Genomic DNA, 15108 nt, shown 5'->3' on the forward strand with positions numbered 1-15108 from the left:
GGCCGCGGAATGAAACAAGCACCTATGCTTTCCAGCGCCTTCCTGCATCCGGCCGGGCAAACACTGCCTGAGCCGCTGCTGGCGCTGCGTAAACAGCGGGCGAGCCTTTTGGTCGATATGCCATTGCCCACCCGCAAAACCGAAAACTGGAAATACTCCAGCAAGTATTTGAAGCTGACTGACGAGATGGCCATCTCCCTGCCTGCAGAAGGCAAGGCCGGTAACAGTCTCGCGGTGTCTGGCTACAAAGTCGTCTTCCGTAACGGGATTTTGATCCCGGAAGCCAGCGACTACCCAGACATGGATGGCATCACCATCCAGAGCTTCAGCGATCTGAGCAACGAAGAGGCAGACGTTCTCGCCCTTCAACTCGGCAGCACACTGGACCACGATCAGGCGCAATTCGCTCGTCTGAACGGTGCCCGTTTTGATGACGGTTTACTGGTGCGCCTTGACGCTGATGCCGTTTTGGATCAGCCGCTGTTCATCATTCATGAAACCGCTGCAGACACCAGTGGCTCGGCATTCCCGCGCATCTTTGTTGAAGCCGGAGCAAACAGCCGGATCACGCTGGTGGAAGAGTACACGTCGAGCGGAGATGCCCCTGCGTTTGTTAACACGGTGACCGAATTTACCTTGGCCGACGGCGCAAACGTGACCAGCATTCGCCTGAACATGGAAGGTGAATCGGTTCAGCACATTGGTGCTACTGGCGTGGTCCAGAACCACAGTTCGCGCTTCGAAAGCCACTGTGTTGGTTTTGGCGGCCCTCTGCGCCGGCACGACCTGCAGGTGCGTTTGGTCGGCGAAGAAGCCGAAACCAAGCTCAACGGTGTTGTGGTTACTCAAGGCAAACAGCACTACGACAACCACACCTCCATTGATCACGTGGCGGCCAACTGCAACAGCGAAGAAACTTATCGCAATATCGCAGCCGACCAATCCCACGCGATTTTCAACGGGCGCATTCATATCCATCAGGACGCGCAAAAGTCCTTTGCGGATATGAACAACAAAAACCTGTTGCTGAACAACGGTGCCGAAATCGACACCAAGCCCGAACTGGAAATCTACGCCGACGATGTGAAGTGTGCCCACGGTGCCACCATCGGCCAGCTGGATGAAGAATCCATTTTCTACCTGTTGTCACGGGGCATTGGTCGCCGCGATGCAAACGTACTGCTCACCATGGCGTTCATCAACGAACTGGTTAGCCAGATACCGCTGGAAGTTGTGCGGGATACGGCCCAGATACGTCTGAATGAATTCTTCGAGCAAACCTTCCAGGAGATCTGAAGGCATGAGCGATCTGTCCATGGCAAACAACACCAGCACCAAAGCGTTTGATGTAGAACGCATCCGGCGCGACTTCCCCATTCTGGCCCAAGAGGTTAACGGGAAGCCGTTGGTGTATCTGGACAACGGCGCTTCGGCCCAAAAGCCAACCGCCGTGCTGGATGCCATGGACCGTTACTACCGGGAAATGCACTCCAACGTGCACCGGGGCGCTCACACGCTGGGCGATCGCGCCACAGCAGCCTTTGAAGGCGCTCGGGAGGCCGTTCGCAGCTTTGTAAACGCACCCAGCACGCGCGAAATTATCTGGACCCGTGGCACCACAGAAGCCATCAACTTGGTCGCTAACGGTTTGGCCCCTCGCCTGAAAGAAGGTGACGAGATTCTGGTCAGCCACATGGAGCACCACGCCAACATCGTGCCATGGCAGATGGTCGCCGAACGAACAGGTGCCAAGGTTGTGCCTGTACAAGTGACTCCGGAAGGTGAACTGGATCTGGACTCGTTCAACAGCCTGCTGAACGAGCGCACCCGCATTCTGGCCATCACCCACGTATCCAACGTACTGGGTACCGTGAACCCGATTGCCGCGCTGATTAAGCAAGCTAAAAATCAGGGCGTACTGACCTTGATTGACGGTGCCCAGGCGGTACCCCACTTTAAGCCTGACGTTCAGGCCTTGGATTGTGATTTCTACGTGTTTTCGTCTCACAAACTGTTCGGCCCCACCGGCATCGGTGTACTGTACGGTCGCGCGGAATTACTGGAACAGATGCCTCCCTACCAGGGCGGCGGCGAGATGATTGAACGGGTTTCATTCGAGCGTACCACCTGGAACGTTCTGCCCTACAAATTCGAGGCAGGCACACCGGCTATCGCCGAAGCGGTTGGGCTGGCAGCGGCCATCCGTTATCTCGACAGCCTTGACCGGAAGGCCATGGAAGCGGCAGAGAACGCTCTGTTGGCCCGCGCCAACGAGTTGGTGGAGGCAGTTCCGGGTATGGAAATCATTGGCACCGCGGCAAACAAAGTGCCGGTGATGTCGTTCAAGATCGCCGGGCTACACCCCAGCGACATCGGCACCCTGCTGGACCAGCAAGGCATTGCCATTCGCACCGGCCACCACTGCGCCATGCCACTGATGAATTTCTACGGAGTACCCGGTACAGCCCGGGCTTCATTTGCGTTCTACAATACGTTGGAAGAGGTCGAGCAATTGTTCGCCGGCCTGCAAAAAATTCAGCGCCTGTTTACCTGAGGAGGTGGAAACATGTCGGCCGAAGTCTTCACCCCGAACGATGTCAACGTCACCATGACACCCACAGCGGTCAAACACGTTCGCAAACAACTGGATAAAAAACCGGACGCAAAAGGCATTCGCCTCGCCATCAAAAAAAGCGGCTGCTCCGGCTTTAAATACGAAACGGAATGGGTTGAACAACCCGGCAACGACGATCGAATTTTCTCCATCGACGGTGTCGACGTATTTGTTAAACAAGAACACCTGTCTTTGGTTAACGGTATTGAAATCGACTTTGTCACCGAGGGAGTCAACTCCCTGTTTCGCTTCCGCAACCCTAATGCAACAGCGGAGTGCGGCTGCGGCGAAAGCTTTACGGTGTCATAAACAGAGGCTTTATTGAGCATGCAAGAACGGGAAGTTGTCCTGACAAAGCGCGAAGTGGAAGCACGATTGGTACCGGTGGGCACGGAAATCATGATTCCGGCCGATACCTTCGTAACCATCACCCAATCTTTGGGCGGCACATTCACCGTTGCGGTCAACGGTAATCTAGCTCGCATCGAAGGCCACGACGCAGACGCGCTGGGCAAGAAACCGCTGGAAAGCAGCTTTGAAACACCCGCCGATGGCACGGTGAACGAAAATCAGGTCTGGGAAGCTATGCGCAGCGCCTACGACCCGGAAATCCCGGTCAACGTGGTCGATTTGGGGCTGATTTACGAGTGCAAGATCGAAAACGGCACTGACGACGGCAACCACGTTTACATCAAAATGACGCTGACGGCAGCAGGCTGCGGCATGGGGCCGGTGATCACCGACGATGTGAAGCGTAAAGTAGAGCACGTGCCCAACGTCGACAAGGTGACCGTAGAACTCACCTTTGATCCGCCCTGGAACAACGACATGCTGACCGACGAAGCCAAACTTGAACTGGGTATGCTATGACCGCTAGCAAACAATTATTTCTGGACAATCCTCTCGGCCAGAAAACCACACTCGAAGACGTTCTGGATGCCTTCGAGTTTTTGGACGACTGGGAAGACCGCTACGCTTTCATCATCGACCTAGGCAAACAGTTGCCAGAGTTTCCGGATGAAGCACGCATTGAAGAGAACTACGTACACGGCTGCCAAAGTCAGGTGTGGGTCATTCATCAGCACGACGAAGACAGCGGTAAGCTGTTCCTGCTGATCGATTCAGATGCCATGATCGTACGTGGCCTGGCGGCCATCATCCTGGTAGCTCTGAACGCCAAATCACCTCGGGAACTGCTAGCCACCGACATTGACGAACTGTTCGAACAGTTAGACTTGATGCGCCACATCTCCCCTACTCGTGGTAACGGCCTGCGCGCCATGGTCGGCAAGATTCGGGATATTGCAGCGGCCGAAGCCGCTGCCTGAGATCACCAGATAATCGCCAGATCGTCCCGCTGGATGTTGACCTGCTGTCCGATGGTGCCGATGCGACCGGTACTGAAATCGGGGTGAACGCTGTCCAGCGTAATCATCACCCCGGCATCCGCTAACTCCGGCGTACCCTCCAGTGAATCAAAGTAGCGCTGGCTGCGATAGACATTCATCTGATCACCGGGGCGCAAGCCTGCCGTAGCGCCAGATGCCAGGGTAACCTTATCGCCAGTCACACGAGTGATACGCGTCATAAAGGGCTGACAATTCAGAGCACTGCCAACAGCGGCCGACATCTCATCAATCACGCCTGATACAGCGCGTCCCCATTCGCTGTTCTCGAACCCGGCTGACGCAAAACCGGCGGTACCGCTGCCCCTCGGGGTCCAATTGGCGGAGGTTTCAAACCGCTTACGGAACACCGGCGAACCACTGAAGCCATCAAACACCATAACTTCCGCTTCGAAACGTCGGGTTTTATCGCCAAAGCCCAGCCCTCTCTGCATTTTCTCGAAGACCGACGTGCCCCAGGCATCAGGGTCCGTCAGCCCGATATCCCGAATCACACCGGTGACAACAAACTGCGCACCCAGCTCACGTGCCAGCTGTACCACGTTGGTGAGCCGGTTACTGGCCATGTTCGACTGGCTTGTCGGCGCATCCGGTAAATGACTGAACAAGCGTAGCGACGTTGCCCCCAACACCTGAAGCTTGCCCTGTGTCTGCAGGCGCGTGATCAAGGCCTGCGGCAGCTTCTCACCCGCGTCATCTAGCCCCGGATCACCGCCTTGAGACGGATCCACAATCGGGAATCCGGTTACGGCCACTCGTTTGCGCAGCCCGGAGGCTTCTCCGGCCTGGCATGTGCCACCGTGCCCCTGAGAGTTCTCGCCAACCTCGGCCCGAACAACCACACGCAGCAAGTTTCCCCGCTGAGATTCATCGACGATGGTCGCGTTACGAAGTTCGACATTTGACGACAAGGTGGTACTGGAGTCCGTAAGCTGCCCGTTTTCAACGGTGTCCTGCGTACTGATTTGGGCCCGATACTGCAGCGCCAGATCTCGCATAGCCGCTTGCCGAGCCTCGGCACGGGCCTCGTCCAGGTTGTTCTCTCGAATATTGGCATGCCCCACACCTTCAAGAACCGCCGCGCTGGCCCAAGCCGAGCCAATCATCAACATAAAAAACAGTACGATGCGAGTCATAATCATCCCAGAACCAGCCAATAATCGGCGGATTTAATCCAAATAATAAAGTGAATCAACTTTCTCGCCCTTTGATTCGGTCTTTGCCACGCCTTCTACTGGCTCGTAGTGGTCAGGCATAGGGATTGGGCAAAGGTCCCGCACTTGGTCATCGGCCACCTCAGAGACACACTGCTGGAACCGCGGCTCCAGCTTTAACTCCATAACAGTTTCAACCACGCCCCCGGGGTGCTCCTCCACCGACAAAATGCGCGCTCCCCGAACGTAGCTGTCTACATACCCCCGAAAGCTGTCGTTCTCGAGCGCGAAATCACTCACAGTCGAATGGCCGTAAATCACCGTTCCGTATACGCGCTCCGCCAGATTGCGATAGGCATCCAGCTTCGACGCTCTTAGCGCCATCAAGCGCTGTTTGGGGTTTGAGCGCCCCTGTTGAGCTTGCCCGTAGACACCAAAACCACTGACCTGAACCACAATCGGCTCAAACTCATCCGAGGTATCTTGCTTACCTCCGGTCGCACAGCCAACCAACAGCATGGCCAGCAACACGGGCAGAAAGCGCCATCTCAGTGTCATTATCTCGTCTCCGGAAAACAGGTTTCCAAAATCCATGAAAAAATCACGCCATCATGGATAACCCAATGAATTATGTCGTGTTTTTTAAAAAACCAAGCCTTTCTGATCAGCAAACCGGCAGTTTCTTGCCTCTGTTTACGAATCTAGAACAAACCGTTACGCCTTGAGTGCTGTTTATCTTACGGCTCTGACCTAACCTTTTAACAATCTGTTTTCTGTAGCTCACAACAACATACACAGCAGGCATCGAATGAACATCAATCGTTTTAACAAACTCTCCCTGGCCATTGGCCTGTCCATCGCCACCACCTCCGCTTTGGCCAGCCCTCAGGCTTTCATGTCGTCACGCTCTTTTGCCATGGCCGGAACCGGTGTCGCGGTAGCTGCACCCTCCGCCGCACCGAGCGCCAACCCAGCCATGATGGCTTCGCAGCAACACGACTGGGCCGATGATTTTGGCTTGATGCTGCCATCCGTTAACGTGCGTGCGGCGGATGAAGAAGAAACCATTGATCAGGTTGATGACATTCAAGATGTTATTGACGAATTTCAAGACTTAAATCGTGCTTCAAACCCCCAAGAAGCTCGCGACCTCGCAAAAGATTTACGTGAACGATTGAACAAATTTGATAAGGACACCGTCCGAGTTGATGCCGGACTGGGCTTGGCCTTTGCAATTCCTACAGACTCTATCTCCGTTGGCTTTATGACAAACGCGAATCTCCGCGCAACCGTCCGAGGCGAGTTCGATAAGGATGACAATGCCTATCTGGAAGAGTTAGAGAACGCCACAGCGGCGGAACTCGTGCTTGCAGACCTGGACCGGGATCTGAAGTCTCGCGGCCGAATTCTAGCCTCTGCCGTTGTAGAAGCCGGCATTAGCGTGGCTAAAACCATCGAGCTGAATAACGGCAAAAGTTTCCAACTGGGCGTGACTCCGAAATACGTCGAACTGCGTACCTTCCAATACACTGAAACCGTTTCCGGCTTTGAAGACGACGAATTCGACGGCGACGAATACCAAACCGAAAAAAGCGGCTTCAACCTGGACATCGGTGCCGCTTACGCGTTCGGTGAGCAGCAACAATGGAACGCCGGCGTTGTGGTGAAAAACCTGATTCCCATGGAACTTGATTCAGCGCAAAGCCGCCCCGCGCTCGAAGATAAATACACCCTCGAACTCAACCCCATGGTCACGGCAGCTATCGCCCACAAAGGTGCCTATCACGTGGTAACCGCGGAAGTGGATTTGACAAAAAAAGAAGCCTTCGGCTACGAAGACGACACTCAATGGCTGGCCGTGGGTGCTGAGTTTGATGCCTGGCGTTATGCCCAACTGCGTGCCGGGGTTCGCCACAATCTGGCCAGCAACAGCGACAACAACGGCATTGAAGAAAGTACCCAGTTCACCGCCGGTTTAGGCCTGAACCTGCTCGGCGCACGTCTGGACATCGGTGCTTTGTACAGCAGTGCGGATGTGGGCGCGGCAATCGAGTTTGGCGCCGCCTTCTAACTAAACCGCCTCAATCCCTCGGGGGCAGGCTATCTGCCCCTGAATCTACTCCTCCCCCCTCTCCGATTTGCGTCACTTCCATAACGCACCGATAATTCCGCCTATAAATTCAGCCGAATTCGGCACTCAATACTGATCAGGGCAAGCATCATGGAAATCTACCTTGTGGGCGGCGCAGTGCGCGACGGGCGACTGGGCATACCGGTTAAAGACCGCGACTGGGTTGTCGTCGGCGCCACGCCAGAAGCCATGAAGCAAAAAGGTTTCCGACAGGTAGGCGCCAATTTCCCGGTGTTTCTACACCCGAAAACCGGTGAAGAATACGCCCTCGCCCGCACTGAACGAAAACAGGGCCGCGGCTATCACGGCTTTACCGTGTACAGCGCTCCGGACGTTACCCTTGAAGAAGACCTGAAGCGCCGCGACCTCACCATCAATGCCATGGCCGAGCACGAAGACGGCACCTTGGTGGACCCGTTCAACGGCTTAGCCGATCTGGAACAGAAAACCCTGCGGCACGTTTCAGAGGCCTTCGCAGAAGACCCTCTACGGATTTTGCGAACTGCTCGTTTCGCCGCACGCTTCCACCCCCTCGGGTTCACCATCTGCGCTGACACTATGGCGCTTATGCGGGAAATGATATCTAGCGGTGAGTTAGAGCATCTGGTGCCAGAACGCGTATGGCAAGAAGTTCAGCGCGCGCTGCACGAAAAGTCGCCCACCGTGTTTTTTAAGGTACTGCACGACTTGGGCGCGCTGGACATTCTGATGCCCGAGCTGGCCAACACCGAACGCTTCGAGGCAGGCCTTCAAGCGTTGCAATGCATAAGCACACAAGACAGCACAACCGCCCAGCGGTTTGCGGCGTTGTTAAGTGCCCTGCCGGAGCCAGAAGCCAGCGCCAGAGCAACGGCCATGAAAAGCCCGAACGACTGCCGGGATCTCGCCCGGCTGCTATGCCTGCTCACGGGGTGGCTCTCACAATACAACGGCGCTGATCTGCCCCCTGAAAACGTGCTGGATATGTTTGACCAGGCCGATCTATGGAGAAGGCCCGAGCGCTTCGAGCTGCTATTAGCTACACTCACTTGCACGCCCCAGCAGCAACATGTGCAACCATTGAAACTCGCGGCTGAATCCGCACAGGGTGTAAGCCCGCAAGCTTTGCTGAAACAAGGTTTCAAGGGCAAAGAACTGGGTAACGCCATCCGCAACGAACGGCTCGCACGTATCACGCAGGCTTTGGCGCCATAACTCGACTTTGGTGGTTTTGGCGCACTCGGGCTTTCCCGCTACAATAGCTGCCAATAAATTACATACCGGGGCAGCCGACCGGCTGAACCTGCATTTATTCAACGGAGAGTTTCCATGCGTGATGTTGTCATTGTTTCCGCAAAACGTACCGCCATTGGCAGTTTCGGCGGTGGCCTGTCGAGTGTTCGTGCTGACCAACTGGGCGCGGCAGTTATCAAGGCTTTGATGGAAGACACCGGTGTTGCCGGCGAGCAGATCAACGAGGTCATCCTCGGCCAGGTACTGACAGCCGGCAGCGGCCAGAACCCGGCTCGCCAGGCCAGCATTCACGCAGGGCTCCCGGCCTCTGTGCCGGCCATGACCATCAACAAGGTTTGCGGCTCCGGCCTGAAAGCCGTTCATATGGCGGTTCAGTCCATCCGTTGTGGCGATGCCGAGATGATCATAGCCGGTGGACAGGAGAACATGAGCCAGGCGCCCCACGTGCTGCCAAACAGCCGCAACGGCCAGCGCATGGGCAACTGGAACATGGTAGACACCATGATCACCGACGGCCTGTGGGATGCCTTTAACGATTACCACATGGGCATCACTGCCGAGAACATTGTTGAAAAGTACGGTATCAGCCGCGAAGAGCAAGACGAATTCGCCGCCGCATCCCAGCAAAAGGCCGTTGCGGCCCAGAACGACGGTCGCTTTAACGGCCAGATTGTGCCGGTCAGCATCCCGCAGCGTAAAGGCGACCCGATCGTGGTTGATAAAGATGAAGGCCCCCGAGACGGCGTATCCGCTGACGGCCTGGCCAAGCTTCGCCCGGCGTTCAAGAAAGACGGCTCGGTTACGGCCGGCAACGCATCTTCGCTGAACGACGGTGCCGCTGCGGTGATGGTTTGCAGTGCCGAGAAAGCCAAAGAGCTGGGCCTAACCCCGTTAGCCACAATCAAAGCACACGCCAACGCCGGTGTTGATCCCACCATTATGGGTACCGGCCCAATTCCTGCCAGCCAGCGTTGCCTGGAGCGTGCCGGTTGGACCGCGGCTGAGCTGGATCTGGTTGAAGCCAACGAAGCCTTCGCGGCACAAGCCATTTCCGTGAACCGGGATATGGGCTGGGACACCAGCAAGGTGAACGTTAACGGCGGCGCCATCGCCCTTGGCCACCCCATTGGTGCGTCCGGCTGCCGGATTCTGGTTACCCTGTTGCACGAAATGCAGCGCCGTGATGCCAAGAAAGGTCTTGCGACCTTGTGCATCGGTGGCGGCATGGGCGTCGCCTTGGCTGTAGAGCGCTAAGGCGGGTGCTACACGTTGTCTTGTACGAGCCGGAAATACCGCCGAACACCGGCAATATTATCCGGCTTTGCGCCAACACCGGTTGCCAGCTGCACCTGATTGAGCCTTTGGGATTTTCTCTCGAAGACAAGCAGATGCGCCGGGCCGGGTTGGACTACAGCGAATACGCCACCGTTAAGATCCACAAGGATTACGCCAGCTTTATAGAAGCTGAGCGTCCTAAGCGGCTGTTTGGGCTCACGACCAAAGGCACTCGCCATTACCATGAGGTAGCCTATCAGGATGGCGACTACCTGATGTTTGGCCCTGAAACCCGAGGCTTACCGGTAGAGGTCAGGGAGGGCCTGCCCGAGGAGCATAGGCTCAGGGTACCGATGCGCCCCGAAAGCCGCAGCCTGAATCTATCGAACACCGCGGCGCTGCTGGTTTACGAAGCTTGGCGGCAACTCGGGTTCCCTGACGCCATCTGAGCACTGCCGCTTCCGAGCGGCACCACCAGCGGATAACCTTCCGGCAGCGATATGATCCTCGCGCGATACCCATAAACCGCCTTTAGCACGGAATGGGTCAGAACATCATGTGCGCCACCTTCGCAAAAACACCGTCCGGCCTGCATTACAACCAAGCGGTCGGCAAACTGCGCAGCGAGGTTCAAATCATGAACGATAGCCAGCACGGTTATACCCTGCTCTTTTGCCAATCGCTGTATAACCTCCATCACGAGTTGCTGATGCGAAGGGTCAAGGGCCGACGTACATTCATCGAGCAATAGCAGCCGCGGTCCTGAAGCATCGAGAATTTGCCCCAGAACACGGGCCAGCTGAACACGTTGCTGTTCTCCCCCTGACAATCCTGGCACCATGCGATACCGAAGGTGGGCAATGTCCAGCTCTGTCATCAGTCGATCAATGATTGTATCCGGCTTACCCCTGGAAGTTCTTGGCCGCCCCATGGCGACAACTTCTTCCACCGTCAACGGAAAATTTACATCCACCTTCTGAGGCATCACGGCTCGATGGCGAGCCAGTTGCGACGGAGCCCAATCCGCAAGCTCACGGCCAGCCATGGCGACTTGCCCCTGAAAGGGCAATTCTCCCGACAAGGCCTTTAGCAGGGTCGATTTTCCGGCACCATTTGGCCCCAACAACATCACAATTTCGCCGGCTTCCAGCATCAGATTGATCTCTCGAACAATCGTCACCCCGCCCAGTAACACACTGAGATCGTTAACTCGCAAAGTCATTAAACTACCTTCCGCCGCATCAACAAGCCAAGAAAGAACGGACCTCCAATCAGCGCCATCATCAGTCCGATAGGCAATTCCGCCGGTGCCACCACAATCCGCGCCAGCGAATCCGCAGCCACCAGAAGTGTGCCGCCAATCAATGCACTAAAGGGCAGAACCACGCGATGACTGGCTCCCAAAACCAAGCGAACCAGATGCGGAACAACCAGCCCGACAAAACCAATCAAGCCACTGACCGCAACCGCTGCCCCCACCCCCAATCCAACGACCAGAATCGCCGCTTTCTTTACCGTGTTAGCGGGGTAGCCAAGATGCCCAACAACCGATTCACCCAGAAGAAACGCGTCCAAAGGCCGCGCCAAAAACGGAGACACGATCAGCGCCAGAATCATAAAGGGTGCACCGATCATCAGCTCATCCCAACCGGCATGCCCCAGACTGCCCATGGTCCAGAACGTCAACGATCGCAGCTCGTCGTCAGTGGCGTAAAACGTCAGCAAACCTGTCGCCGCCCCGGCAATTGCATTGATCGCAATGCCTGATAGCAGCAATGTTGCTACCTGCGTCTGTCCGTCGCGATTAGCAATTCGCCACGCCAGAAACACCGTCGCACTACCCCCGAAAAACGCCGCAACAGGCAAGGCCCACTCTCCCGCAAATGCCAGCCACCCGCCCAGCCAGGTGCTGCCCAACACGATGACCATGATGGCGGCCAAAGACGCGCCTGCGGAGACGCCTATCAGGCCGGGGTCGGCCAGCGGATTACGGAACAATCCCTGAAGCAGAGCTCCGGAAACAGCAAGTACCGCCCCCACCAGAAACCCTAACAGGAATCTGGGCATACGAACTTCCAGCAACACCAGAGAGGCCACTGGATCATTGGCTTCCCGGCCGCCGAGCACCTTCAAGATGTCGGGTATCGCCAGCGGGTATGCTCCGCTGGCGACCGACAATAAAGCGACCGCTGCGGCCGCACACAACACGATGATTAAAGCCGGGGTGTGGCCGAAACGGCCAGCTGCGTCACGAATCATCGCTCACCACGGCGGTACCGGAAGGCAAAACCCGGTTCAGAGCATCCAGCGCTTCCGGCAATCGAGGGCCAAATCCCAGCAGAAACATACTGTCGGCTACCATCCGATGCCCGGACTTCCAGGCATCCAGATGCGCAACTTCCTGCCAATTGCTGATATCAAACTGGCCTGGCGTCGATTCTGCAATGACAATGGCATCTGGCTGCGAGGCCAGAATTGCCTCCCTGCTCGCGGGTTTATAACCCTGAATCGCGGTCACAGCATTTTCTGCATTCACGGCATCCAGTAATGCGGATGCAGCCGTGTCTTGCCCGGCCAACAACACTGAATGATTACCGGCTGCCAGAATAAACAACACTCTGGGACGACTCCCGCGGTTAACCGCAGACTGCTGCACCCGACGGATCTCGGATGAAAGCTCGGCAACCAGATCTTGAGCTTCACTGCGGGCGTGCAGTATCTCGCCAACGGTGACAATCCGCTCCAGCGATGCTTCCGGCGTCCAGGCCATCGGCAGAGTCTCCACTTGCACGCCCGCTTTGGCCAACCGTTCCAAATTTTCTTGTGGGGCGGCTTGTTCCGTCGTAATCAGCACGTCCGGCCTCATTGCCAGCACACCTTCGAAAGGCAGTGCCCGGAGATAGCCAACCTTGGGCAGTGCTTGTGTCTCCTCCGGATATCCGCTTGTGGTATCCACGGCGACCAGCATCGACTCTAACCCGAGCCGGTAAACGGTTTCCGTAATGGCACCATCGGCCGTCACCACCCGCATCGGTTCAGCCTGAACCAACGCGGGGATCAGCCAGCATAATGCGATCAGAAGCATCCGACCTCTCATGCAATAGCCTCCAGAGCGGCCGCCTGCTGTCTCCAGAGCTCGGATTCCGGTATCCCTGGCTTACGCTCGCCAAATACCGTAAGCACCAATTCACCCTGTGCATTGAAAGCCTCGACCGATGTAATGATGCCGTCTGAAGATGGGCGGCGAACCAGCCACCAAGACTCGATTTGCGTTGTGTTAACGTGCAGGTTGAAACCGGAGTCCAGCACATTCATCCATGGGCCAGACCGTTTCAGATTGAGAACCTGCCCGGTAAAAATCTGAACAATGCCCGGGTTGCCCACGAAGAACATGCCCGGGCAACCATTGTCCCGCAACAGCTCAAGCAAATGGTCCAGAACCTCAACTCCGCCCACCTGCAACTCTGTTGCCCATTCCCCCCTCAGCAGCTCCAAAGCCGTCAGCCGGTCTGCGCCGGAGCGCTTGAGCAAGGCATGAAAATGATGAACATCTTTCAGGTTTTGCCATCCGTCACGCAGCACATCTATATCAACACTATCAACAGACACCCGCTCAGGTACCGGCCGCTTGCCACAAGGTTCGAAGGTTTCCAGCCGCTCAGCAGCGAATGTTTCAATCAGTTTTGACCAGGCCGCGCCATCCGTGTCTGCTACCCGATAGACCTTGAATACCGCTGCGCCATACCGGTCAAAGAACTGAAAACTCTCTCGACGGCCAGATCGCACTTGCTCCTGAACCTGATAACCCCATGCCCAATGGCTGAAAAACACCCGAATGTCGATCTCGCCAACAGCCAGCCCCATGACACCGGATTTACCCGTGGTAAACCCTTTAAAGGTGCCCGTCACTTCGTGGACCACTTCTTCGTTGCGAGTCAGAATCATGACAGGGCCAACTGCCTCCAAAGCCGCAAGAAGCTCGGGGAAGCGGTTCTGAAGCGGGGTCAAAGCATATTTTCCGCGCAACCGCACCAATTCCATTTCGCTAACACCCAGTGCCTCGGCAGCTGACCGGATCCTCATATTCGGCTGCTTCGATAGCAATGCTTCCCAACGCTCGGCCAGCGTTTGTTCGGTCACATCGTTTTCTAGTGTTGCCGTTTCCATACCTTACTCCTGGGTTTGTTTAGGGTTGACTTCTAACCAGCGCACAACAGGCTGGCCACTGGCTCCGCTCTCGTCGTAATAACCAACGACCTGCAGCGCCCAGACGCTCGAGGCATCGTTTTCGATATCAGATTTAATGAGGAAGGTACGGTAGTTCGGCCAGATTTTATGTTGACCGGTCAGGTTGTAGGCGTACCAGGGATACTCTGACAAGATCCCTCCTGTCGAGTCGCTGGTGTACAGCTGGGGAACACCGGGGTCCGCGTTATAAGACGCTAACTCGGCCCGTGGCATCGGGCCGGCAGCCCCGCCTTGTCCCGATGATTTCAGGTACCACTCTCGCCCGGAGAAACCTACCTGGACATCCCATGCGGAACTGCCGGCGCAGTCAACGACCTTGGCGGAATCAAAATCAAAACAGGCGTCTGCCCCGTCGTAATCGGCGGGTGGAGTAAAAACGACAGGCGTAGAGTTGAACTGACTTGCGCCAGCGGCCTGAACATCAAACTCGAACGCAAAGCTCTCGATGCCCTTGCCGGCTCGCGTCGGGAAGTTGAAATCCACCACTCGCATACGCGCATGGCTATCGCCTTCCGCAGAGCGTACCAGGTAACCGATATCGTCTTTTTCGGAGATTACACCGGTAACCCTATCGTACGTCGACCAAACGTCAGCAGCGCCGAACGCGCTGCTGAAATCGTCCTGCTGCCAGGCGTCAGGCTCTTGAAACTCGCCTCGGAGATGCTCTTCTTCCGAATTGGCCGTGGCATTGGTAAATACGCTGACATCAGGTTCACCCTCGGCGTTGTAAAAATCACTCTGTTCCACAGCGATGGCACCGCCGACGGCACCATTGCCGGAAGCTCCACCGTTCAGCTGGAGACTCAAACGATTCGCTGCGATGTGCCATTCGCCACTTTGGTCCACCAGTGCGCCGGTTTCCAGATTGAGATAGACCGTCTCGTTGGCCGCCGGCAGTTGCTTCAACATCAGGTCTTCCTGCCCGGGCTGTTCGACGGTGTCGATCTTGCCAATATCTTTCTCACTGTCGCTGCCCCCGCAGGCAGCCAACATAACCGCCGTCAGTACAACCGTGGGCGATCGAGCATCAAAAAGTGTCATCGGTAA

The 15108-nt window shown here is 56.3% G+C and carries 16 protein-coding genes; 9 read left to right on the forward strand and 7 right to left on the reverse strand.

Translation table 11 applies throughout. The features are described from left to right. Positions 1-9: 9 nt before the first annotated feature. Genes sufD through MWU64_RS01705 form a run of 5 tightly spaced genes read left to right on the forward strand, consistent with a single transcriptional unit; the run spans position 10 to position 3942 of the window. Positions 10-1296: a Fe-S cluster assembly protein SufD gene (sufD, locus tag MWU64_RS01685; RefSeq protein ID WP_247059947.1), complete on the forward strand. Its 1287-nt coding sequence runs from the start codon at positions 10-12 to the stop codon at positions 1294-1296. Positions 1297-1300: 4 nt separating this feature from the next. After that, entirely contained in the window at positions 1301-2554 is a 1254-nt protein-coding gene (locus MWU64_RS01690) for a cysteine desulfurase (protein WP_247059949.1), read from the forward strand. Positions 2555-2566: 12 nt separating this feature from the next. Continuing rightward, positions 2567-2923 carry an iron-sulfur cluster assembly accessory protein gene (locus tag MWU64_RS01695; protein WP_247059951.1) on the forward strand — a complete coding sequence of 119 codons (357 nt, stop codon included), beginning with the start codon at positions 2567-2569 and terminating at the stop codon, positions 2921-2923. 18 nt (positions 2924-2941) lie between these two features. After that, entirely contained in the window at positions 2942-3484 is a 543-nt protein-coding gene (gene sufT, locus MWU64_RS01700; protein WP_247060749.1) for a putative Fe-S cluster assembly protein SufT, read from the forward strand. After that, the gene (locus MWU64_RS01705; RefSeq protein ID WP_247059953.1) at positions 3481-3942 is read left to right on the forward strand and encodes a SufE family protein; all 462 of its coding nucleotides are present in this window, start codon (positions 3481-3483) and stop codon (positions 3940-3942) included. The genes sufT and MWU64_RS01705 overlap by 4 nt, the downstream gene beginning before the upstream one ends. Positions 3943-3944: 2 nt before the next feature. Here the strand turns inward: MWU64_RS01705 and MWU64_RS01710 are convergent, their stop codons facing one another. Next, a complete protein-coding gene (locus tag MWU64_RS01710) occupies positions 3945-5156 on the reverse strand; it encodes a flagellar assembly protein T N-terminal domain-containing protein (RefSeq protein WP_348645536.1) in 1212 nt (403 codons plus the stop codon). Positions 5157-5189: 33 nt separating this feature from the next. Continuing rightward, positions 5190-5732, reverse strand: coding sequence for an LPP20 family lipoprotein (locus MWU64_RS01715; protein ID WP_247059954.1), 543 nt, complete (start codon positions 5730-5732; stop codon positions 5190-5192). Between the two features lie 250 nt (positions 5733-5982). Between MWU64_RS01715 and traF the strand changes: the two genes are divergently transcribed. The 4 genes from traF to trmL all read left to right on the forward strand — a co-directional run bounded on the left by traF (position 5983) and on the right by trmL (position 10262). After that, positions 5983-7245 carry a conjugal transfer protein TraF gene (traF, locus tag MWU64_RS01720; RefSeq protein WP_247059956.1) on the forward strand — a complete coding sequence of 421 codons (1263 nt, stop codon included), beginning with the start codon at positions 5983-5985 and terminating at the stop codon, positions 7243-7245. A gap of 150 nt (positions 7246-7395) precedes the next feature. Continuing rightward, the gene (locus MWU64_RS01725) at positions 7396-8499 is read left to right on the forward strand and encodes a multifunctional CCA tRNA nucleotidyl transferase/2'3'-cyclic phosphodiesterase/2'nucleotidase/phosphatase (protein ID WP_247059958.1); all 1104 of its coding nucleotides are present in this window, start codon (positions 7396-7398) and stop codon (positions 8497-8499) included. Between the two features lie 114 nt (positions 8500-8613). Beyond that, positions 8614-9792, forward strand: a complete 1179-nt coding sequence (locus tag MWU64_RS01730) for an acetyl-CoA C-acetyltransferase (protein WP_247059960.1) — start codon at positions 8614-8616, stop codon at positions 9790-9792. Between the two features lie 5 nt (positions 9793-9797). Next, positions 9798-10262, forward strand: coding sequence for a tRNA (uridine(34)/cytosine(34)/5-carboxymethylaminomethyluridine(34)-2'-O)-methyltransferase TrmL (gene trmL, locus MWU64_RS01735; protein WP_247059963.1), 465 nt, complete (start codon positions 9798-9800; stop codon positions 10260-10262). Here the strand turns inward: trmL and MWU64_RS01740 are convergent. The 5 genes from MWU64_RS01740 to MWU64_RS01760 are packed head-to-tail and all read right to left on the reverse strand — an operon-like array spanning position 10220 to position 15102. After that, positions 10220-11035, reverse strand: coding sequence for a heme ABC transporter ATP-binding protein (locus tag MWU64_RS01740; RefSeq protein WP_247059965.1), 816 nt, complete (start codon positions 11033-11035; stop codon positions 10220-10222). The genes trmL and MWU64_RS01740 overlap by 43 nt on opposite strands. Then, entirely contained in the window at positions 11035-12072 is a 1038-nt protein-coding gene (locus tag MWU64_RS01745; RefSeq protein ID WP_247059967.1) for an iron ABC transporter permease, read from the reverse strand. The genes MWU64_RS01740 and MWU64_RS01745 overlap by 1 nt, the downstream gene beginning before the upstream one ends. After that, positions 12062-12910, reverse strand: a complete 849-nt coding sequence (locus tag MWU64_RS01750; RefSeq protein WP_247059969.1) for an ABC transporter substrate-binding protein — start codon at positions 12908-12910, stop codon at positions 12062-12064. Before MWU64_RS01750 ends, MWU64_RS01745 begins: the two co-directional genes overlap by 11 nt. Next, on the reverse strand, positions 12907-13980 hold the full coding sequence (locus MWU64_RS01755; RefSeq protein ID WP_247059971.1) for a ChuX/HutX family heme-like substrate-binding protein: 1074 nt from the start codon (positions 13978-13980) through the stop codon (positions 12907-12909). The genes MWU64_RS01750 and MWU64_RS01755 overlap by 4 nt, the downstream gene beginning before the upstream one ends. Before the next feature lie 3 nt (positions 13981-13983). Next, positions 13984-15102, reverse strand: a complete 1119-nt coding sequence (locus MWU64_RS01760) for an HmuY family protein (RefSeq protein ID WP_247059973.1) — start codon at positions 15100-15102, stop codon at positions 13984-13986. Positions 15103-15108 lie beyond the last annotated feature (6 nt).

The sequence above is a fragment of the Marinobacter sp. S0848L genome (genome assembly GCF_023016065.1).
Lineage (GTDB): Bacteria > Pseudomonadota > Gammaproteobacteria > Pseudomonadales > Oleiphilaceae > Marinobacter.

Excerpts from the sequence above, each read along its gene's own strand:
- MWU64_RS01730 (WP_247059960.1), top strand. The coding sequence starts at position 8,614 with ATGCGTGATGTTGTCATTGTTTCCGCAAAACGTACCGCCATTGGCAGT.
- MWU64_RS01690 (WP_247059949.1), top strand. The coding sequence starts at position 1,301 with ATGAGCGATCTGTCCATGGCAAACAACACCAGCACCAAAGCGTTTGAT.
- MWU64_RS01740 (WP_247059965.1), bottom strand. The coding sequence starts at position 11,035 with ATGACTTTGCGAGTTAACGATCTCAGTGTGTTACTGGGCGGGGTGACG.
- MWU64_RS01695 (WP_247059951.1), top strand. The coding sequence starts at position 2,567 with ATGTCGGCCGAAGTCTTCACCCCGAACGATGTCAACGTCACCATGACA.
- MWU64_RS01725 (WP_247059958.1), top strand. The coding sequence starts at position 7,396 with ATGGAAATCTACCTTGTGGGCGGCGCAGTGCGCGACGGGCGACTGGGC.
- sufT (WP_247060749.1), top strand. The coding sequence starts at position 2,942 with ATGCAAGAACGGGAAGTTGTCCTGACAAAGCGCGAAGTGGAAGCACGA.
- MWU64_RS01715 (WP_247059954.1), bottom strand. The coding sequence starts at position 5,732 with ATGACACTGAGATGGCGCTTTCTGCCCGTGTTGCTGGCCATGCTGTTG.
- traF (WP_247059956.1), top strand. The coding sequence starts at position 5,983 with ATGAACATCAATCGTTTTAACAAACTCTCCCTGGCCATTGGCCTGTCC.
- MWU64_RS01755 (WP_247059971.1), bottom strand. The coding sequence starts at position 13,980 with ATGGAAACGGCAACACTAGAAAACGATGTGACCGAACAAACGCTGGCC.
- MWU64_RS01760 (WP_247059973.1), bottom strand. The coding sequence starts at position 15,102 with ATGACACTTTTTGATGCTCGATCGCCCACGGTTGTACTGACGGCGGTT.
- MWU64_RS01750 (WP_247059969.1), bottom strand. The coding sequence starts at position 12,910 with ATGAGAGGTCGGATGCTTCTGATCGCATTATGCTGGCTGATCCCCGCG.
- MWU64_RS01705 (WP_247059953.1), top strand. The coding sequence starts at position 3,481 with ATGACCGCTAGCAAACAATTATTTCTGGACAATCCTCTCGGCCAGAAA.
- sufD (WP_247059947.1), top strand. The coding sequence starts at position 10 with ATGAAACAAGCACCTATGCTTTCCAGCGCCTTCCTGCATCCGGCCGGG.
- MWU64_RS01745 (WP_247059967.1), bottom strand. The coding sequence starts at position 12,072 with ATGATTCGTGACGCAGCTGGCCGTTTCGGCCACACCCCGGCTTTAATC.
- MWU64_RS01710 (WP_348645536.1), bottom strand. The coding sequence starts at position 5,156 with ATGACTCGCATCGTACTGTTTTTTATGTTGATGATTGGCTCGGCTTGG.